At 63.2% G+C, this 19,740-nt stretch carries 15 protein-coding genes and 2 pseudogenes; 6 read left to right on the top strand and 11 right to left on the bottom strand.

Annotated features, from left to right (window positions below; genetic code table 11):
* Positions 1-7 precede the first annotated feature (7 nt).
* From tagF to tssJ, 5 genes and pseudogenes are all read right to left on the bottom strand, one after another.
* Positions 8-694, bottom strand: coding sequence for a type VI secretion system-associated protein TagF (gene tagF, locus ACTHN9_RS23810; RefSeq protein WP_440539269.1), 687 nt, complete (start codon positions 692-694; stop codon positions 8-10).
* Entirely contained in the window at positions 676-4,287 is a 3,612-nt protein-coding gene (gene tssM, locus ACTHN9_RS23805) for a type VI secretion system membrane subunit TssM (RefSeq protein WP_440539357.1), read from the bottom strand. The genes tagF and tssM overlap by 19 nt, the downstream gene beginning before the upstream one ends.
* A 5-nt stretch (positions 4,288-4,292) precedes the next feature.
* Positions 4,293-5,630 carry a DotU family type VI secretion system protein gene (locus ACTHN9_RS23800; RefSeq protein ID WP_440539356.1) on the bottom strand — a complete coding sequence of 446 codons (1,338 nt, stop codon included), beginning with the start codon at positions 5,628-5,630 and terminating at the stop codon, positions 4,293-4,295.
* A 26-nt stretch (positions 5,631-5,656) separates the two neighbouring features.
* Positions 5,657-7,034: pseudogene (gene tssK, locus ACTHN9_RS23795) on the bottom strand (type VI secretion system baseplate subunit TssK).
* Positions 7,031-7,537, bottom strand: coding sequence for a type VI secretion system lipoprotein TssJ (tssJ, locus tag ACTHN9_RS23790; protein ID WP_440539268.1), 507 nt, complete (start codon positions 7,535-7,537; stop codon positions 7,031-7,033). Before tssJ ends, tssK begins: the two are co-directional and overlap by 4 nt.
* 333 nt (positions 7,538-7,870) lie before the next feature.
* On the opposite strand from tssJ, the gene ACTHN9_RS23785 reads away from it, so the two are divergent.
* From ACTHN9_RS23785 to ACTHN9_RS23770, 4 genes are all read left to right on the top strand, one after another.
* Entirely contained in the window at positions 7,871-8,281 is a 411-nt protein-coding gene (locus ACTHN9_RS23785; protein ID WP_440539267.1) for a TssQ family T6SS-associated lipoprotein, read from the top strand.
* 51 nt (positions 8,282-8,332) lie between these two features.
* Positions 8,333-9,532 carry a type VI secretion system-associated FHA domain protein TagH gene (gene tagH / locus ACTHN9_RS23780; RefSeq protein WP_440539266.1) on the top strand — a complete coding sequence of 400 codons (1,200 nt, stop codon included), beginning with the start codon at positions 8,333-8,335 and terminating at the stop codon, positions 9,530-9,532.
* A 2-nt stretch (positions 9,533-9,534) separates the two neighbouring features.
* On the top strand, positions 9,535-10,299 hold the full coding sequence (locus tag ACTHN9_RS23775; RefSeq protein ID WP_440539265.1) for a PP2C family protein-serine/threonine phosphatase: 765 nt from the start codon (positions 9,535-9,537) through the stop codon (positions 10,297-10,299).
* Between the two features lie 248 nt (positions 10,300-10,547).
* The gene (locus ACTHN9_RS23770) at positions 10,548-11,690 is read left to right on the top strand and encodes a branched-chain amino acid ABC transporter substrate-binding protein (protein ID WP_440539264.1); all 1,143 of its coding nucleotides are present in this window, start codon (positions 10,548-10,550) and stop codon (positions 11,688-11,690) included.
* Between the two features lie 82 nt (positions 11,691-11,772).
* Here the strand turns inward: ACTHN9_RS23770 and ACTHN9_RS23765 are convergent, their stop codons facing one another.
* Positions 11,773-13,059, bottom strand: coding sequence for a hypothetical protein (locus ACTHN9_RS23765; protein WP_440539263.1), 1,287 nt, complete (start codon positions 13,057-13,059; stop codon positions 11,773-11,775).
* Positions 13,060-13,286: 227 nt separating this feature from the next.
* Positions 13,287-13,697 (bottom strand): tautomerase family protein, encoded by a 411-nt coding sequence (locus ACTHN9_RS23760; RefSeq protein ID WP_440539262.1) that lies wholly within the window; start codon positions 13,695-13,697, stop codon positions 13,287-13,289.
* A 179-nt stretch (positions 13,698-13,876) separates the two neighbouring features.
* Between ACTHN9_RS23760 and ACTHN9_RS23755 the strand changes: the two genes are divergently transcribed.
* On the top strand, positions 13,877-14,767 hold the full coding sequence (locus tag ACTHN9_RS23755; RefSeq protein WP_440539261.1) for a LysR substrate-binding domain-containing protein: 891 nt from the start codon (positions 13,877-13,879) through the stop codon (positions 14,765-14,767).
* Positions 14,768-14,873: 106 nt separating this feature from the next.
* Here ACTHN9_RS23755 and ACTHN9_RS23750 read toward each other — a convergent pair whose 3' ends face one another.
* The 4 genes and pseudogenes from ACTHN9_RS23750 to ACTHN9_RS23735 all read right to left on the bottom strand — a co-directional run bounded on the left by ACTHN9_RS23750 (position 14,874) and on the right by ACTHN9_RS23735 (position 19,269).
* The gene (locus ACTHN9_RS23750) at positions 14,874-15,299 is read right to left on the bottom strand and encodes a hypothetical protein (protein WP_440539260.1); all 426 of its coding nucleotides are present in this window, start codon (positions 15,297-15,299) and stop codon (positions 14,874-14,876) included.
* Positions 15,300-15,435: 136 nt separating this feature from the next.
* Positions 15,436-16,833 carry an ATP-dependent RNA helicase DbpA gene (gene dbpA / locus ACTHN9_RS23745; RefSeq protein WP_440539259.1) on the bottom strand — a complete coding sequence of 466 codons (1,398 nt, stop codon included), beginning with the start codon at positions 16,831-16,833 and terminating at the stop codon, positions 15,436-15,438.
* 142 nt (positions 16,834-16,975) lie between these two features.
* A pseudogene (locus ACTHN9_RS23740) lies at positions 16,976-18,133 on the bottom strand (cysteine desulfurase family protein); the annotation flags it as partial.
* A 236-nt stretch (positions 18,134-18,369) separates the two neighbouring features.
* The gene (locus tag ACTHN9_RS23735; protein WP_440539258.1) at positions 18,370-19,269 is read right to left on the bottom strand and encodes a LysR family transcriptional regulator; all 900 of its coding nucleotides are present in this window, start codon (positions 19,267-19,269) and stop codon (positions 18,370-18,372) included.
* Positions 19,270-19,497: 228 nt separating this feature from the next.
* Here ACTHN9_RS23735 and sdhC point away from each other — a divergent pair.
* Positions 19,498-19,740: succinate dehydrogenase, cytochrome b556 subunit (gene sdhC / locus ACTHN9_RS23730; RefSeq protein ID WP_440539257.1), on the top strand; the 243-nt coding region annotated here is incomplete at its 3' end.

Here is a 19,740-nt window from a genome sequence, read left to right as displayed (position 1 = left end):
CTAGTCATCAACTTTCGATACGCCGCGAGCGGTCGATTTCACAGAACAAGGCGGAAAACAACGCGCTATCGAGCGCACCGGTATGCACCCGCGCCGCGGGCGAATCGTCATCGTCCGCGCTCGCCCACCAAAAGCTCGTCATGCCGTCGGGATCGAAGTAATCGAGCAAGTTGGCCCATGCCTGCGCTTTCGCTCGCGATCGATCGTCGTCGCCCCCGCTGGGCACCGCGCTCAATCGATCCTCGAGCGCGCGGTCGAATTGCTCGGGCCCATAGGCGTGCGCGATCGCTTGCGCCAGCGTTTCGCCGAGAGCCGCAAGACGCTCGCTCGCCCATGACGCGGCATCGAGCGAGAATCCTTCCAGGTCGAATAGGTGCGCCGCGAGCAGCGGATAACGGCGCCCCACGCGATCGAAACTCGGCGCGATGCAGCCGAACTGCACGGATCCCGCCCCGGCGCCCGCCGGCACCGCGAAATGCCAAATCGGCGCATGGGCGTAAGGATCGGACGACGCCTGCCCCGCCCCGTCCGGCAGCAATGAGATGCCGCATGCGAACCACCGCTCCCACGATTGCGCGAGGGCGCGCGGCATGCGGCGCTCGGCGAAGTCCCCCGCACCGGGGAGCTTGCCGTACCACGCCGGCAGCGCACGCTGCGCGCTCAGGCAAGCTTCTTTTAGGGTTGCGTCGGGCACTTGAACGACTCCAATTGAGCAAGATTCAAAGGGTTGCGAACGGAACTTGCCGTGACTTCGACGGCGAACGATTTGCCGCCCACACTGAACCGGGCCTGTGTCTTTTCCGCCGTGCCGGTGCGCAGCAGCGAGGCGTGATCGAACAGCCGCAACAGTGCCCATGGGCCGGAGGTCACGAAGCCGTCGCTCGCCCCCGTTCCACCGACAATCTGCAAGCGCACTTGATTCGTTCCGTTCGGCCCCGGCCATTGCACGCTCATCGGGGCTTGCGGCCCGTGCGCATAGCGGATGACCTGGCCGTCGACATCGATCGACCATTCCGAAATCGAAGGGTCGAGATCGAGCGGCATGATGTTCAGCTTGATCGTCGGCACGCGTTCGCCACCGCTGAAAAACGCATCGCGAATGACGGACGCGTTCTCGAACGAAGCCACGAACGGGGCATCGGCCCCGCCGTTCAGGTGCCAAGGGTGCGAACTCGTATCGACGCGCCCTTGCAAATTCTTTTGGAAGAACGTGTCCATCAACGCGCCGGGCGCGAACAACCGAGCGAAATCGTCGGGCGTGGCGTCGCGCGACGATCCGCGATCCAGCGGGTAACGCCCCGCAATCGCTTGCCGACAAAAGTCGCCGACATCGGATGCCGCACTGCGCGCCATATTGCCGTCGACGACCTTGACGAGATTCGCATCGGCGGTTTCGCTCAGCTCCACGAGCATCTGCCTGAACGGCGTGGGCATCCTGCCCGCTTGCGCCTTGAGCCGCGCGGAGGCATCCGAGGGCGGCGGCGCGCTGCCGCTGCGCAGCGCCGAATCTGCCCCGACCAAAAAGACGTAAAGCGAATCGATCGACTTGAGCGCATCGTTCATGGCCGCGCTGGGCGCGCCGCCGCTGCCGGCGCTTCCGACCTCGCGAATATCGGCGAAGTGCGCGTCGACCACGGCTTCCGGCTCGGCGCTGTTCGTTGCGCCTTGATCGCTTGGCGCCTGTTGCGGCTGAAAGATTTGCGAAAGCGACTGGCGCGCCTCGTCCACCTTGCTTTCGGCTCGCGCTTCGAGACCGGCCTTCGGGTTGTCGCTGCGTGCGAGCGAGGTTTCGTTAGCCGCCGCGGCGGCCATCCGCACCAGCGGAGAGTCGGGCGACGACAGCAGCCGTGCCATTTGTGCTGTCTGTGCGACGGAGGCGCTCGGTTGCAGACGCAAGTCGCCGAGATAGTCGTCCCAGGTCTTGATGAAATCGTCGAAGTACAGCGACCGCACTTCGTTCGCCTGCGTATCGAGCGCATTGGGCGTGGCGATTTCCGTCGAAGGCAGTGCCAGAACCCACACCTCTTCTCGCCCGAACGCATCGACGGCATCCATCAAGCGCTTATCGAAGACATTCCAATATCCGCCATAGGTGTAAAGACCGGGCACGCCCTCGTTCAACGGCGCGCCGCTCGCCCGGCGAAACGCAAGGCTTGCGGACGGGCCGGCCATTCGTGCGGCGTTGACGTCGTAGGCGGACGCCGCCGGGCGCAGCGTCCGAGCAAGCTGGGCATAGAGCCGCTGTGCGAATGTCAGCCTGACAAGCTCATCGCGCGCGTGTGCGACGAGGGCATCGTCGCGCGGGAACGGCGCCGCCACCACCCGCCCGTCGAACAGCGCGGACAAGTGCTGGCGCAACGCATTGCGCTCGCTCGGGCTCAGGGCCGCCGAGCGTGCGGCGTTGTCCTCGAGTTCGAGCACGGCCTGCACGAACACCGGATCGTAGCGATCGCTTTCATAGAGCATCAAGTACGCCTTGAGCGCGGCATAGATATACGCCGGGTCGTTCGCGGGCGCGCTGCGCAGCGCCGATTCCATGCGGCGCACCGCAAGCGGCAGCAGCAGCTCGTCCAGCGCACGGTGATAGACGTCGTCCGCAGCAGAGGCCAGCTTGCGTCCTTGGAATAGGCCCCACCGATATCGCGTGGCCGGATGCGCGGGATCGACGGCATCGGTCGACGCGAGATTGCGCAACGTGTTCAGCACCGCGATTACGTGTCGCGTATCGGTGGGGCCCGCGATCGTCGCCTCGCGCAATTGCCGTTCGATCGTGGGCACACGCTGTGCAATCGCATCGACGTAGACGCGGTTGCGCCAGTAGCTGCCGAACCAGGCCGCGAGCAACACGCCCGACACGAGCGCCACGGCGATATAGCCGGCCAGCGTCATCGCGCGTCGACGCAAACGCCAGCGCCTATCCGTCCCGGCCAGCGAGGCTTCCTTGAAAATGAGGTCCTGCAACAGCCCTTGCAGAAAGAAGCTGCGCCCGGAGGCTACCGCCTGAAAGGCCGGCTGCGCGAGATCGATTTTCAAGAAGCGCTTGATGCCTCCCATCACCCGATCGAACACCGTGCCTTCCTGCGTGCCGCTCGTCAGATACACGCCGCGCAGTTGCGGCATCGAGTCGAACTTGGAATGAGAAAACACTTGCGCGATGAACTGCCCCAGAATGTCTTTCAGTCCCGCGAACTGCTGCGGCAGCGAAAAGATCAGTTGCCGACGATACGGGTCCGGTTCGGCGCTCAACAGTTCGGGCAACGCTTCGTTCAGCCGCCGGTGCAAGAGGCCATACTCCCGGTCGAACACGGTCCGCAAATCGAGCGGCGCATTCGGCGATTCGTCGAGCGGGATCGTGAATCCCCACACCTGAGTCCGGTCCGCGCGGCTGAAGCTCATGAAGTACTCGGAGAAGCCCGCCAGCAGGTCGGCTTTCGTCACGAGGACATACACGGGGAATTGAATCCCGAGCTGCGCGCGCAACTCTTGCAGGCGTTTGCGCAGCGCCATGGCATGTTGCGTTCGCTGAACCTCCGATCCCTCGAGCAAATCCGACACGCTGATCGTCAGCAACGCCCCGTTCAGCGGCTGCCGGCCCCGGTACTTCTTCAGCAGCCCGAGAAAGCCGTTCCATTCGGCTTCATCCAGCGCGCGGTTGCTCTCATGGGTCGTATAACGTCCGGCGGTATCGATCAGCACCGCGTCGTTCGTAAACCACCAGTCGCAGTGACGCGTGCCGCCCACCCCGCGTATCGCCGCGCGGCCGAACTGCTCCGCCAGCGGAAACGTCAAGCCCGAGTTCACGAGCGCCGTGGTCTTGCCCGAACCGGGCGCGCCGATGAACACATACCAAGGCAGTTGATAGAGAAATCGCCGCGTCAACGAATCGAACCAACGCGAGGCGTTCGAACGCGATGGCACTTCGCCGAGCCGTGCCGACTTCAGCAGCGCGACCGCTTCATCGAAGCGGCCCCGCAACTCCCGCACATGGGACGCTTCAGCGGTGTCCTCGCGCGCGGCCGCCGGAGTCTGCTCGTGCAACTGCGTGAGCAGCGCCGCGTTGACGCGCGCGGTGCGCCACTCGCGCCATGCGCGACGTGCGATCCATACCGCCACGATTGCCGCCGTCGCCCATAGGCGGGCCGATATCGTTTCGAGCGGACGATACACGCCGATGGCGACGAGCGGCCCGACCAGCCACACGGCGGCCAAGATCGCCAGCAGCCCCAATGCCACCCAGATGCGACGGCTCGTCAGCATCGACGCCGTCTTCGGCAATGCCCGCGTCAACGGATTCATCGAACGGCTCCCGGCGAGGCGTTGGCGGCGCTCGCCTCCGGCGCGGCGAACAACGTGATTTCGACGCGGCGGTTCTGCGCGCGGCCCGCTGCCGTGTCGTTCGATGCGATCGGATCCGCATCGGCGCGACCGACGGCTTGCAGGCGGCCAGGCGCGTGCATGCGGTCCGCCAAGAAGCGCGTCACCGCTTGCGCACGCTCGACCGACAAGTTCCAGTTCGAAGGGAAGCGCGCCGTGCGCACCGGTTGATTGTCCGTATAGCCGGCGACGACCACCCTGCCGGGCGTCCGATCGAGCGCATCGGCAATGCGAGCGAGCGTGGGTTCGTAGCGATCGATGATCGTCGTCGAGCCCGACCCGAATAGACCGTCGCCGCGCAGCACGACCACGCTACGATCGGCCTCGTCTCTCACCGTGACCAAGCCCGCCCGCACCTCGGGTGCAAGAAAGAGCGCGAGGCGAGGCGCCGGCGCCGGCTGCGAAGCCGTGCTTTGCGCCGCGACCGATTGCATCTTCGGTACGGGCAATCGAGCGATCATCGAGAAGGCTCGATCCGAACGCCCCGCCAACGCAAGCGACAGCGCGACGAAGACGCCGAAGCCGAGCACCACCGCGAAAGCCACGCAAGCCCACAGCGGCACGATCGAGCGTCGCGGATCGCGGCTCGCGAGTTCGTCGCGCCAATGCGGCGATAGTGCCGGATCGAATTCGCCGCGCACGCGTCGAATGCTGGCCGCGAGTTCCCGCCGCATCGCGTCGAGCTGCGCATGGCCATTGTCGAGGACCCGGTAGCGTCCTTCGAAACCGAGTGCCAGACAGTAGAAGAGCAGTTCGAGCAAGAGCAAATGCTCGCGCGGCTGCTTTGCTGCGCGCTCCAAGACCTGAAAGAACTTCTCGCCGCCCCACGTTTCGTTGTGAAATTCGACGAGCAGACTATCGGCGGCCCAATTCGCGGCACTGCCCCAGGGCGTCAACGCGGCGGCTTCGTCGAGCGCGGTGCAAAGACAGTAACGCGCGGCGCCGATTTGTTCGGGCGAGATTCCCGCCTGTTGCGCGCGCACTTCGAACGCCCGAATCTCCGAGGCAAGATGCTCGCGCAGCCATCGCGGATTCGAATGATGCACGGTATAGCGAATCTGCGGCACGAGATTGAGCAACGAACCGGCCGCGCCGACGAGCGGATTGCGCGGATCGGAGAACGCGGCCGGCGCGGACGCTAGCGAGCCCTCTTGCGCGGGTGGGCGGCTCGGCGCTCGCGCGTCGTCTCCATCGTTCGCGTTCGGAATGAGACGCGCTCCCGGCCCCGCCGCGAACGGATCGTCCAAGGGATGCAGTTGGTGCATTTCGAACCCGCTCTGGCTCATGGGCGAATCGCCCAAAACTCCATTGCCAGGCCGGGAAAATCACCGGCCAAATGCAATGCCAACGCACCGGATCGCTGCAGTTGCCGCCATAGATCGCCGCCTTTATCGACTTCGAAATAGACGTGCCCAGCGTGATAAGGCAGCTCTCGCGGGGCAACCGGCAGCGGCTGCACCGCGATGCCCGGCAACTGCAGATGAACCAAGTCGCGGATTCGCTCCACCGGCCCGAGCTTGATTTGAGCAGGCACGCGCGTGCGAATGTCCTCCGCGCGCATATCGGCGCGCACGGCCAATACGAAGCTCGCCTGCTCGCGCAGGTCCTCGTCGGCAATCAGGGCGACGCTCACGCGGTTGCCTTTATCCTCGAGCGAAATTTGCACCGCATGCTGCTCCAATACCGTCGCGAGCGATCGCCTCAATTGCGTGAACAGTTCGCCGAAGCACTTGCGCAAATCGTCGTGCTCGTAGATCGGCAACGCAGGCGGCCGACGCTCGTCGGTCGTAAACGTCGCAAAGTCGCATGCCATCTCGAGCCATTCGCGGAACAGCCGTTCGGGGTGAACGCGCGGCATGTTCTCGGCATGCGAGCCGAAGGCGAGCGATCGATTGACGAGTTCCAGCAACAGGAAGTCGGCCATCTCCGGTACGCCCATGCGCCCCGGCGCCGCTAACCGGCCCGCGAGCGCTTCGGCACGGGCGAGCAAGAGCCGATGCAACTCGCGGACATATCCGCTCAACACGGGATCCGCATGCGCATCGAGCATCGGCGGAATATAGCTTTCATCGACCATGAGCTGCCGGTCGGCCCGCCGCTCGAGCACGCGCAAGACGCCGAGCGTATGCCAATCCGCGCCCGCGTCGGCATCGAGCATCAAGCGCAATTGCAAACGTCCGAGCTGAACGAGCGCAGGCTCGAGGCCGATTTCATTGATGTCCGATAGCTCGCGCTCGTGCGCAATGAAGCGCGCCCCCGCACGGGCGCTGTCCTCACCGAAAGCGATTTGGACGCCGTCGCCGCGCGATCGCGGCACCGCGAGCACGACGGTCGCAGCCTTGACGTGCGGACCGACGTCGAGCGTATCGGCCCCCTCGCCCGCGGCGGAAAACTCGAACGGCGTCCCGTCGGGCATCACGCCGGCGGCCATATCGAGCGCGACCTTACCGTGCGCAAGCGCCTCGCGATTGACGACCAGCGCCGAGAACCCCCAATAGAACGGTTGGGTTTGCGCGCAGCGAAGCTGGATGTAACGCTCGACGAACCGCTCCAATTGCTGAAAGTGCTGCGGGCGCAAGAACATGCCCTCGGACCACACGACCCGATCCCCCGCGGCGGCGAGCAGGCTTGGATTCGCGTTTCGGCTCATCAACATCTATCGATTCCCAGTTTGCGTGTCGATACCGTCTGCACGTAACACGACGACCAGCCGCCTCTCGCGCGGCGCCAATTGCCAGACTTTCCAAAGATTCGTCTGCGCCGGAGCCGGTAGCGCAATGGCCGACTTCCAACGGCTCTTCACTAGATTTCGGTAACCGGCCACGATGCCGAGTTCGCGCACCGATGGGTCTCCGGTGTAGCGGAGCGTGCGCGATTCGCCGGGCCGCAGGATCAGTCGATCGGCGCCGACCAAATCGCCGCCGAGCGCCTGAGCCGGCTTGTTCTGCAGCGAGAAGAAATCGGCGCGCTCGAACGCGTCGCCCGACTTGAGCCGGAACACCTGCAGCGCCACCGGCGACGGTCTTCGCCCACTATCGACATTGACGTCATTGGCTGCCTCGAATGTCACGGAATAAGGGACCGGCAGCGATTTTTCCGTACCTGCGCAGCCGTTCAATGCCAGCAGCACAGCGGCGAATGCAACTCGAGCAAGAAACCGCATTTAGCATTTACCGTCCCAATTCGAATAGCCGCAATGACTCCTCGCGATCAACTCGCGATTCGATTGCATTGCATGCATGCGACAGAGCACGCGTAACCTCGGCGGCGCACCACCGGTAGACGTCGGAAACGAGCTATTCAGCGTTCAACGAAAAGCGGTTTGATTCATCCCCAAAAAATCCGCTTTAATATGAACCCAATTTCGCCGACAGCGATAAAGTGGAATAGACTATAGTTCACATGAATTTTCACGGCAACTGAATATTCATTCAAAAATATGCGCATAGGATAAGAAGCCTTTCCCGAAATTCGTAGTTTTAAGCTGACACTACTTATGCCGCAATACACGGATATTTGGGCGAACCGGTCGGGGTTCGCGAAGCTTGTAGGCGCGGTGTGTTTGGGCCTGGCCGTGGCTGCCTGCGCCACGACGTCGCCGGCTCAACGGGCGGCCGACGAAACGCTGCGAGCCGCGCAGGAGTCCTTTGCATCGGGCGACTACGCACGCACGATCAAGCTATTGCGCAACAGCGATACGGTCGACGCCGCCGATCGTCGCACGCAGGTCGATGCGCACAAGCTGATGGCCTTCAGCTATTGCGTCACGGGACGCGTCGCGTTGTGCCGCGTGGAATTCGAGAAAGCGCTGCGTCTCGATCCGAAATTCGAACTATCGAACGCCGAAAAGGGACACCCGATATGGGGCCCGGCATTCGAAGCCGCGCGTCAGCATGTTGGGTCCTGAGCCATCGGTGCGGCTGTCGCCATCCTTTCATTTTCATTGTCGAGTCGAGTTATGCAACTGACCGTCGTCGAATACGCGGGTCGGCCCGCCAAGTCGAAGACCTCCGTGGAATTTCTGCCTCCCGGCGGCACGATCGGCCGTAATGCGGACAATCTATTGGTGCTGCCGGACGAAACGCGGCGTATATCGCGGCTTCAGGCACTGCTGCAAACCGACGGCACCCATTGCCGATTGAAGAATTTGAGCAGCGTGGCCGTCGTGCAGGTCAACGACATCTCGCTGGAATGCGCGCAGGAACAGGTGGTTCGCCCCGGCGACGCCATTCGTATCGGGCCGTATGTTCTGCGAGCCGATTGGGATGCGCCCCATCTCGCGCAGGACGCCGGCGCGCATGCACCGCGCGGCCGAGCCGCGAACGAAGAAGCGCCGCGCGCGATTCCGACCGATCCGTTGACGGCATTCATGCCGACGGCAACGACCCATCGCGCGCCGCCCGCCTTCGATCGCCCCGAGCTGACTCGTTCCGATGTGCCCGCGTCTCTCGATGCGACCGCGCCAGCGTCGGCTCGGTTCGCGCCTGCGGCAACGCCCTCGGGCCCCAGTCCAACCCAAGATCCCAACCCGCCCGATGCGCAACCGAAGCCCTCCGATGCGCTGCTCGCCGCGTTCCTTAACGGCGCGGGGCTCGACAAGGTCGCCTGCAATTGGTCGACGGAGCAATTGAAGATCGCAGGGCAACTGCTCGCGCTGTTCGCCAACGGCACGGTCGAGCTGCTTTCTTCGCGCAGCGTCCTGAAGCGAGAGGTGCAGGCCGACATGACGGTCTTGCTCGATCGCGAGAACAACCCGCTCAAATTGCTGCCGGACGGCAGTGCCGCGCTGAAGCAAATGTTCGGCTTGCCGTTTCCCGGCTTCATGACGCCCGCGAGCGCGGTGGAAGATGCGTTTCACGATTTGCATGCGCACCAGCTTGCAATTGTGGCCGGCATGCGCGCGGCCCTCATCGATCTCCTGAGTCGTTTTTCTCCGGAGCGAATCGCACAGCGCGCGGGCGAGGCGAACCGAATCGAACGCGCCTTGCCGATACTGCGCGACGCATCGCTGTGGCAACACTACGCGCGGCTGCACCGCGAGATGGCGCTCGCGGTCGAAGACGATTTCGGCGCCGTATTCGGCAAAGCGTTTTTGAATGCCTACGACGAGGAAGTGAGGCACTATCACGCGCGACGCGAAAGCGCCCGGTCGAGCTGACCATGCATGTCTCTTGTGCTTATTTTTCGTGCGCGGGCGCGAGGCAGACCAATCAGGATGTCGTGGCGCATCGGATCGACGCGGACCGCGCCTGCTTCGTGGTGGGCGACGGCATTGGCGGCACGCCTGGCGGCGATGTCGCCGCTCGGCGCGCCGTCGCAACCCTCGTCGCGCACTGGAGCGAAGCCGAGCGTGTCTCGCGAGAGGCGGCGCATGCCTGGGTGCAAGCCGCGAACGAAGCCATCGTAGCCGAGCAACAGCGCGACCCGCTGCATGCGCAGATGAGCACCACCATCGTCGCGCTCTTCATCGACCGCGTGCACGCGCACGCGCAATGGCTGCATGTAGGCGACAGCCGCCTGTACCGGTTCAGGCACGGCGCCATCGCGGAGCGCACGCTCGATCACAGCGTGATGCAGCAAATGCGCGATGCGGGGTGGTCGACCGATGGCGTCAACCCGAGCCTGCTTCACAGCGCGATCGGCATGCGCGGCCTAGTCTCGCCGAGCCACGGCGAACGCTTTCCGCTCGTGGACGGCGACGCGTTCATCCTCTGCACCGACGGTTTTTGGCAGCTCGTATCGGCGCGAACGCTCGAACGGACGCTGCGGATCGTGCATTCCGCCGACGACTGGGCTCGACTGCTCGAGCACGAAGCGGCGCGTCACGCCCGGGTCGCACCGCACGCCGATAACTATTCCGCCGTGGCGGTTTGGGTGGGGCACCCCGAAGACTCGACCTTGGTGGCGTTCGCCGATGAGCCGTAACGCCGCGCGATGGGCTGAGCTGTGCGGAATTCCCTACAGCAAAACAGTCCTCCACCTATAGCCAGCCACGCAGAATCGATCCAAGATCAAGTGCAAGCGTCGCCCGCGTTTGCGCGGGTTCATCGAAAGTGGGGAGAGGCAAGATGGCAGTTGGACATACACGCACCGGCCGCGCGCCGCTTCAAAGCAGGCACGCGTCGCGCATTCTCCATCGTCGCCCGAGACTCGCATCGTTCGCATCGTTCGCAATGGCAGCGTCGATGGGCGTCTCGCTCGCGTTCGCGCCCCATGCGGCGCGAGCGCAGGAGGACACCATCAAGATCGGTGTGCCGACGTCGCTCTCCGGCGCCTATCAGGATGCAGGCACCGATATCTTCAACGGCGCTCGACTGGCGGTGGATCAAATCAACGCGGCGGGCGGTGTGCTCGGCAAGAAGCTCGAACTCGTACAGCAAGACGACGCTTGCAACCCCGACAAGGCGGCGCAAGCGGCCGAGGCGCTCGTCCGCGCGAACGTCGTTGCCGTGGCCGGCGGCTACTGCTCGAGCGCGGCGCTGCCCGAACTCAACGTATTTCACGTAGCGGGCATTCCGTATGTGCTCGATGCTTCGACCAGTCCTCAACTGACCGACCATGGCTGGTCCAACGTGTTTCGCACGATCGGTCGTGCCGATGCGCAAGGCGGCTACGTGGCCGCGTTCATGACAAGCGTGCTGCATGCGAAACGCGCGGCCATCATCAACGACGGCTCCACGTACTCTCAGCGGCTTGCGCAGGATACGATCGCGGGACTCAAGGCGGACGACACTCAGGTCGTGCTCGACGCGGCGCTCACTCCGGGGCAGCACGACTATCGCGATTTGGCGGCGAGCACCGCACAGGCGAAGCCCGACGTGATCTACTTTACGGGCTATTACCCCGAGGCTGCGGCCTTGTCCAAAGACGTGCGCGCGTTGCGGTTGCCGATCAAGCATTTCATCAGCTCCGGCACCGCCGACCCATCGCTGATCCAAACCGGCGGTGCGGATGTCGAGGGAATGATCGTCACGACCTCGCCGTTGCCCGCGTTTCTCGGGAACGAGCGCGCGCATCGGTTCTCGGCGGCCTACGAGGCGGCGTACAAGCGCGCTCCGGGCCCCTACTCGATCTACGAATACGATGCGATCGGCGTCACGGCCCAGGCCATCGAAAACGCGAAGTCGGCCAAGCCATCCGATGTCGCGGCCGCACTGCACACGCTCAAAAGCTATAACGGCGCGACCGGCAAAATCGCGTTCGACGAGAAAGGCGACCGGGCGAGCGCCGCTTATATGGCGGTACAGGTTCGCCACGGAAAGTTCGTTCCCTACGCCGCGTTGGATGCCAAGGGGCGTTGGGTCCTGTTGAAGTAGCGGCCTGCGGAAACCGGTCTCGCGAGTCGGTGCACCCGCGAGATCGGCGAAAGCGGCTCGATTAGCGGGCGTCGCTGGCTCATCATTGCTCGCTAGACGAAAGAGCGCGCAGGAACTGATCCAGCTCGTCGCCCACGGCATCGGGCGAAGTATTGATAAATCGACCGGACTGAGCGATCAAGGCATCGGTGTAGTGCTCCGAATCGCGTTCGCACCGGACGATCTCCGCCAGCGCGCGTTCGATCATCGCCTCGGACGATTCCCCCGAGTTTCGCGAGAACAATAAATGACCGGCACGCGTCACGTTCACTTGAGCCGAGGCGTTGTCGCGAAAGCCGAGCGGGTCGAAGGACATCGCATAGCGGCATCCCGCTAACGTCGTAAAACCATCGCGATGATCGAGCGTGCCATGAAAGACCAACCTGGCCGAGTCGATCGCGCGCAGATCGACCTCCAGCGACGCTGTCTGTGTCCTGCCCGCGATGACGACCTTGAAATCCCGCCCGAAGCCGTACATCGCTAGACGCCGGCAGAGCAGTCGAATGAGTTCGGCCGACAGCCCGTGACGCGCCGTGATCATTCCGAACACGATGATGCCTTGCGTTTGGCGCCGAGCGAGGTTGCCGCGCTGGCTCGGCACGGTCCGCAGCCGAAACTGCTGCAGCAGCACCGCGGCAGCCGTGCGGATCAGCGCGGTGGATTCGCCGCGCAGGTATTGCAAAATGAGGTCGACGCTCGACGTGTGAACGCAGGTCATGAGCCCGGGTACCCGAGACAGCGCGACGCGCTCGCGGAACTGGAGACCCAGTTGCCCTTGCACATCGGGATTCAAGGCCAAAAGCGACGACGGCTGATAGCGCCACGCCTCTCCCCCTAGGCCCTCCGACTCGTGCACGGTATAGAGCACGATGAGCCGATAGCCGGCTTCGGCCACGATGCCCTGAAGCGCCGCGACCATCTCCTGGCTGCTGCCGCGCCCTGTCCAGGCATTGGGCCGGCCGGTGTAGCGGATATGCCAATTCAGCACGATGGTGCGCGTCATGCGCAAGGCGGGCGTGGTCAAATACCGCTGTAAATCCCGCGTGAACTGGGGAATCATGCGGCCGATAAATTCGCCCGTCGATCCGGTCTTGCGGCCCGTGAAGATCAGGCGCTGCACATCGACGCAGCCTAGTTGGCTCTTGTGACAAGAAAAATGGCCGTGCAACCAATTGGCGTACGCCCCGTCGCCCCCCATGTCGTCGGGCGTGTTGCCGCCCAAGGTATGGACTAGCGCGTACGACGTCGGCGCAACGGCGACTGCCGACGATGGGCCGCCGCTCGGCGAATCGGGCCGCAAACGGCGCCGATCCAATCGAACCGAAGTCATGCTGCCGCATCTGGGACAGAACAGCGCATCGACTTCAATCCGGCACGTCTCGCAATACGGCATGCGTCCCCCTCATCGAAGCGCCGTGAAGCGTCCTAAGGCGCGCAGCGCTCAACAAGTCTACATGATCGTCCGAATATCGAACGTATTGGACCGAGGCCACGAGGTACCTTCAGGATCGTGCAACCCGTTCTCTACGGAAATCCGAGCCGGGGCGAAGCCGTGCGTCACGCCGAAAAATCCGAGCCTCGCTGCTGTGCCAATGCCATGGCGAACAGCCCGTTGCCAACCGACCAGTCGGAGTAGTCGTTTTCATGCAGAAAGATGAAAACGTCCTTGCGCGACACACCGGCCGCTTCCAGATTGTGCGCGATCCCGGCATACAAGTCTTTCTTCATTGCGTCGCTGCGACCGCGCCGCATCGTGATTTCGACCACCACCACGCGTTCGGAGCGGGCAATGCCGTTGAAGCTGCGGCTGCAGAAGAATTGTCCCGGCGCGTAGTCGGACACCAGGTTGAACAACTCGTCGGTGGGCATCCCGATCGCATCGACGAGCGCGTCGTGCACGCCCATGACGATGGCTCGACGTTGCTCGGGAGAGGTATCTTGCGCAACGGCGGTCCGAATGAAAGGCATTTGATCTTTTCTCGCTGATAGACATAAAGAGACACAAAGGATTCGCCCGCCTTCGCGGTGCCTCACCCTTGGCATCATGCGGGGAGAGGCGCCGGAAGCGGAACGAAAAGCCTTTATAGCGTCCAGCATTAGCCGGGAAAAGCGATTAATATGCGCGCAATATTTGCGTTTTTCTCACAATGATGAAGCGTCGACTTCCACCTCTGAATGCCCTTCGGGCCTTCGAAGCCGCCGGGCGGCTCGGTCGCATGACAGCCGCCGCAAGCGAACTCAGTGTCACGCCGGGCGCGATTAGCCGCCAAGTGCGGCAATTGGAAGAAGCCCTTGGCACAGCGCTGTTCGAGGGGAGCAAGCAACAGCCCGCGCTGAGCGAGGCGGGCCGGCGCCTGTTGCCGACGGTATCGGCCGCGTTCGACCAAATCGAGAGCGCCGTGCGCGCCGTCAGCGACGAACCCGGCGGCACACTCGACGTCTCCTGCTTCGGTACGCTCGCCATGCGATGGTTGATTCCGCGCCTGTACGATTTCAACGCGGCCTGTCCCGACATCGACGTGCGAATCAGCGCGACCGACCGCGACGTCGACATCGAACGCGAACGCTACGACGTCGTGATCTCCGTGGACGACGCGCAACACGCCGAACCCAGCGCGGCCAGCGTGTTATTTCCGGAATGGCTGGGGCCCGTGTTGTCACCCGAACTGGCCACATCGATCGACTGGAAATCGCCCGCGAAGCTGCCCGGCAAACTACTGCTGCATACGCGGACGCGTCCCGATGCATGGTCGCTGTGGGCCCATCACGCAGGCAGCACTGCACCGGAAACCAAAGGTCAAGTCTTCGAGCACTACTACTTCACGTTGCAAGCCGCCACGGCAGGATTGGGCATGTGCGTAGCCCCCTGGCATTTGGTGATAGACGACCTGCAAAGCGGACGCTTGATCGCGCCGCTGGGTTTTCGCAGAAGCGGCAAACGATATGTCCTCAAGCGGCGCCCGCAGCGCAGCGCTAAAGCCGATCGGTTTTGCGCATGGCTCGCGCGGCAGGCTGCCGAGATGCCCCATCCCGCTTAGCCCACCGGGCGCTACCCGGTCTCCCGGAGCATGCCCGGTCCCCGGAGCACGCCCGGTCCCCGAAGCATGCCCGGTCCCCGGAGCACGCGTTCAAACGAAATCGAATTTATTGGCTACCGTCTTGATCCTGAATGTCACGCTCGCGGCAGCTCATCGTCGCATATCGCCCTTTGTGAATCGAAGACAACGCGATATGCGAGTATTTCGCCACGTCGGTCAAATTGACGTTCGTCTCGATGGAACACTTGTTCGCGCGAGCGAATTGCTCGAGGTTGGCCGTACTGCCGTGGACGCGCACCGTGACCCCAACGCCCGGGCTCACACAGCAGCCCACCCAGGCGCTCATGTATTCCTGCTCGATCATGACCAACTCATGCGTCATGAACGGCGCGCTCTTTTTTAGCCACCAGTAGTCGGTATAGTCCAGCCGCGTATTCGGCCGTTTCGCCAGATAGCCGGCGGCCACATAGCCTTGAATGGCAGCGCCCCCATCGCCCACGCGATCCGTCGGCTGCTTGATGTCCAGGCGCATCGCGTTCGTCAGTGCCGACTCCAATCGGGCGTTGTTTTGCGCCCTCGCAGGAGACACGCAAACGACGAGCGCGCATGCAACGATGTTTGCGGCGGCCCACCGCCTAAGGTTTTTATTTTTCAAAACGTTTTTCTCGTCACTCGTCCATCAAACGGGCTTTCACCTTCTTGCCCTTGACCTTGCCTGCGTTGAGCTTGCGCAGCGCCTCGCGCGCAATGCTGCGCTCCACCGCAACGTACGTCGAATAGTCGGTCACGTTGATCTTGCCGATCTGCGAGCCGGGCAAGCCCGCTTCGCCCGTCAGCGCCCCCAGCACGTCGCCGGGGCGAATCTTTTCCTTGCGACCGCCGAGGATCTGTATCGTTTCCATCGGCGGCAATAACGGAGCATCACCGCTGTCTTTGAGTTCGGCCAGCGCATGCCATTCGACATCGCGCTTTTGCGCCTGTTCGATACCGCCGACGCGCCCCATCTCGTCCATGCTCGCCAGCGTCAGTGCCCAGCCTTCCTGATCCGCGCGGCCCGTGCGGCCGATCCGATGCACATGCACTTGCGGATCGGGCGTGACATCGACGTTGATGACGGCTTCGAGCTGCGCGACATCCAACCCGCGCGCGGCGACATCGGTGGCCACGAGCACCGAACAGCTGCGGTTCGCGAACTGAATCAGCACCTGATCGCGTTCGCGCTGATCGAGTTCCCCATGCAAAGCCAAAGCATGAAAACCCTGCGCGCGCAACACATCGAGCAAATCCCGGCATTGCTGCTTCGTATTGCAAAACGCAAGCGTACTCACGGGGCGATAGTGATTCAACAACAAACCGACCGCATGCAGCCGCTCGTCTTCCGTCACTTCATAGAAGCGCTGACGAATCTTGCTGTCGTCGTGATGCTCTTCGAGCCGCACTTCTTTCGGGTTGCGCAAAAACCGCTGGCTCAGCTTGGCAATGCCTTCGGGGTAGGTCGCGGAGAACAGCAACGTTTGCCGCTCCTTCGGACATTGATCGACGACCTTCGCGATATCGTCGTAAAAGCCCATATCGAGCATTCGATCGGCTTCGTCGAGCACCAGCGTATTCACGGCGTCGAGGGCGAGGCTGCCGCGCTCCAGATGATCCATGATGCGCCCTGGCGTCCCAACGACGATATGCGCGCCGTGTTCGAGGCTGGCGGTTTGCGGCGCCATCGGCGTGCCGCCGCACAACGTCAGCACTTTGACGTTTTCCTCGGCACGCGCCAGGCGGCGGATTTCCTGTGTGACCTGATCGGCAAGCTCCCGCGTCGGACAGAGCACCAACGCTTGCACGTCGAACCGGCGCGCGTCGAGCCGTGCGAGCAGCGCCAGCGAAAAGGCAGCGGTTTTGCCGCTGCCGGTCTTCGCCTGAGCGATCAAGTCGTGCCCAGCAAGCGCGGCGGGCAGGCTCTGGGCCTGGATCGGCGTCATCGAGACATAGCCGAGCCGAGCGAGATTGGCCAATACGGCGGGCGCGAGCGGGAGTTCGCTGAAGGACGTGGCAGTCGGTTTGTTCGTCATGAAGGGGCGTGGTTCGTCAAACGTCCATGTTCGGTTCGCATGAACAAGCACGCATCATGACCAACAACGCCAAACCGATCAACCTTTTCGAGCACTCGAAGCCGAGGACGCTCGGCTCGGCTCGATTCGGCTCAGTTCAACCCGCTACGAGCGGACGGCAAGCGTCCACGGTTCGTTGGAAGCAAGCGATTGCATAGTCGACGTCCTCTTGCGTGGTATAGCGGCCGAGACTGACGCGGACGGTACGGCTCGCCGATGCTTCGTCGAGGCCGATCGCGGTCAATACATGGGAAGGCGTGCCGGCCGCCGAGTTGCAGGCCGAGGTGGACGAGACGGCCAGCTCGCCGCCGAGCATGAACGTGAAAAAGCCCGGCAAGCCGATCGTCAGACTCAACGTATGAGGAATGCGGCGCGCCAAGCGCGCGTTGTGCACCACCCCGTCGAGCGCCAGCACGCCATCGAGCAAGCGCGCACCGAGGCCCGCGATCCGCTTGCTGTCGGCGTCCATCATAGCGGCCGCCAATTCGCACGCCGTCCCCATCCCCGCGATCTGGTGCGTCGCCAACGTGCCCGAGCGAAGTCCGAACTCGTGACCGCCCCCATGCATCTGCGGCGCGATTCGGCTGGCGGCCTCGCGGCTCACATAAAGCGCGCCGATCCCTTTCGGTCCATACACTTTATGAGCGGACATCGACATCAAGTCGATTCCAAGCGCCTTTACGTCGATCGGCGTCTTGCCGAGCGCCTGCGCCGCGTCGACATGCAAGAGCGCGCCCGCGGCATGGACGATCGGTGCGATCGCCGCGATATCGGTCAGCGTGCCCAATTCGTTATTCACGAGCATGAGCGATACGAGTCCCGTTTGCGGGCCGATGGCCGCCGCGACCGCATCGGCCGTGATTTCCCCGTCCGCCGTCGGACGGACGTAAGCGACCGACATCCCGCGCTTCTCGAGGCTACTCATCGTATCGAGGATCGCTTTGTGCTCGAGCGGGCTCGTCACGAGGTGCCGCCGTGTGCCGGCGCCTTCGGCATACCCTTTCAGCGCCAGATTGTTCGATTCGGTCGCGCCGGAAGTCCAGACGATTTCGTGCGGCTGCGCACCGATCAGATCGGCGACCTGCTTGCGCGCATGCTCCACCTTCTCGCGCGCCGCGGCACCCGCGGCATGCGAACTCGAAGCCGGATTGCCGAACACGCCATCGATCCCCAAGCACTCGGTCATCGAGTGGATTACCTTCGGATCGACGGGGGTCGTTGCCGCGTAGTCGAAATAATGGAAAGGGGCACGGTCGCTCATGATCGTCTTTCAATTCGTCGGATTTCGCATCGTTTCGCGTGAGCCGATGGAAATTCACCGAACAATGTCTAAATAAGGGCAGCGGCGCCGCCTTTCGTCTCGCTTACAGCGAATCGATTTCGTCGTTGGACGGGCCGCGCCAACCGTCGTCGGCGCTGGCAATCTTAAGTGCGCGATCGCAAAAATTGCTTCCAAAGAATCGTGCGAAGTGCAATGAGCGTAGAAGAATTTTCTCTTCACCCTTCCAAGGGGGCCGTCAACTGTCGCGCAATCGCTAGAAAGTTTTCCACTTTCGATGTCTTGGGCTGAGCTTGCGAGGCCAACGCGAGGCGGATCGTGATATTCGCGCCGGCGACGTCCGCATACACCACGCCCTCGACCTGAATCTGGCAAACCGAGGCCGGCACGAGGGATACGCCGAATTCGGCTGCGACAAAGTTGACGACGGAGGACAACTGCGGCGCCTGCTGGCCCAGCACCGGCTCGAATCCTGCCTGACGGCATGCGCCGACGATCACGTCGTGCAGCGTTGGGCTGACGTCGCGCGGAAGCAGAACAAACGGTTCGCCGGCCAGCATTTCGAGTTTGATGCGCTGCTTGCGGGCCAATCGATGCGTGGCGGGCAACACCAATCGCATGCGCTCGGCCGCGATGTGATGGAACGTCATCCCGGCGGGCGACTGCGCGCCCAGCCGCACGAACGCGACATCGACGCGGCCGGCCTTGAGATCGTCGAGCAGTTCCGCCGTATTACCCTCAGACAGCGTGAGGGTGACGCCAGGATAGGACTGGCGAAACTGCCGAGTCATTCTCGGCACGATCGGATTGAAGGCCGCCGATCCGGTAAAGCCGATGTTGAGTTGCCCCGTCTCGCCCCGCCCCGCGCTCTGCGCATTGGCGATGGCTTGGCCCGCGCTCTCGAGGAGCCGCCGCGCGTCGACCAAGAACGTCTCGCCGGCTTCGGTGAGCACCACGCCGTGGCCCGTCCGCCGAAACAAACGCACATCCAATTCGGCTTCCAGCGCGTGAATCTGCTGGCTCAGCGGAGGCTGGCCGATGCCCAGCTTCTCGGCTGCCCGCGTGACGTTCCGTTCCTCGGCAACGGCCAGGAAGTAGCGAATATGTCGTAGCTCCATACCGATATCTGTAAAAAATATTTCTGGAATACACGATAGATATTGGACAGCATATCAGTACGGGACGACAATATCGGCAAAATTCTTGGCGTGGCATAACGCCGCGCTCGACTACGTCCCCGCATCCCCACGCCGTATCCGGCCTGGTTCGGCCCGCCCCTCGCATGCGGCGGCCTTGCGTGAGGCGGCCGTAGCAAGAACGGGCTCGATACGACAAAGGGGTACGACATGGCAGGACCGTTAGAAAAACGCAGTCGCAGGCGGGAATTCCGCAACATCGGGATTGGCGACATTACGATGTCCTATCGTCTGCCCTTGGCGGCGAAGGTTTCGATCCTGCACCGCGTCAGCGGCGCGCTGCTGTTCGTGTTCCTCCCGTTCCTGCTGTATCTCTTCGATCAAAGCCTCACCTCCGAGATCAGCTTCGAGACGTTCAAGCTGTTCCTCTCCAACATCATCGTCAAGCTCATC

It is taken from the genome of Trinickia sp. (assembly GCF_051953405.1).
Taxonomy (GTDB): Bacteria; Pseudomonadota; Gammaproteobacteria; order Burkholderiales; family Burkholderiaceae; genus Trinickia.
The sequence above is the reverse complement of the archived record's forward strand: the minus strand, read 5'-3'. Positions and strand labels throughout refer to the sequence as shown.

Coding starts and splice junctions, on each gene's coding strand:
- ACTHN9_RS23770 (WP_440539264.1), top strand. CDS start 10,548: ATGGCAGCGTCGATGGGCGTCTCGCTCGCGTTCGCGCCCCATGCGGCG.
- ACTHN9_RS23750 (WP_440539260.1), bottom strand. CDS start 15,299: ATGCGCCTGGACATCAAGCAGCCGACGGATCGCGTGGGCGATGGGGGC.
- ACTHN9_RS23765 (WP_440539263.1), bottom strand. CDS start 13,059: ATGACTTCGGTTCGATTGGATCGGCGCCGTTTGCGGCCCGATTCGCCG.
- ACTHN9_RS23785 (WP_440539267.1), top strand. CDS start 7,871: ATGCCGCAATACACGGATATTTGGGCGAACCGGTCGGGGTTCGCGAAG.
- ACTHN9_RS23760 (WP_440539262.1), bottom strand. CDS start 13,697: ATGCCTTTCATTCGGACCGCCGTTGCGCAAGATACCTCTCCCGAGCAA.
- ACTHN9_RS23735 (WP_440539258.1), bottom strand. CDS start 19,269: ATGGAGCTACGACATATTCGCTACTTCCTGGCCGTTGCCGAGGAACGG.
- tagH (WP_440539266.1), top strand. CDS start 8,333: ATGCAACTGACCGTCGTCGAATACGCGGGTCGGCCCGCCAAGTCGAAG.
- dbpA (WP_440539259.1), bottom strand. CDS start 16,833: ATGACGAACAAACCGACTGCCACGTCCTTCAGCGAACTCCCGCTCGCG.
- ACTHN9_RS23755 (WP_440539261.1), top strand. CDS start 13,877: ATGATGAAGCGTCGACTTCCACCTCTGAATGCCCTTCGGGCCTTCGAA.
- ACTHN9_RS23775 (WP_440539265.1), top strand. CDS start 9,535: ATGCATGTCTCTTGTGCTTATTTTTCGTGCGCGGGCGCGAGGCAGACC.
- tssJ (WP_440539268.1), bottom strand. CDS start 7,537: ATGCGGTTTCTTGCTCGAGTTGCATTCGCCGCTGTGCTGCTGGCATTG.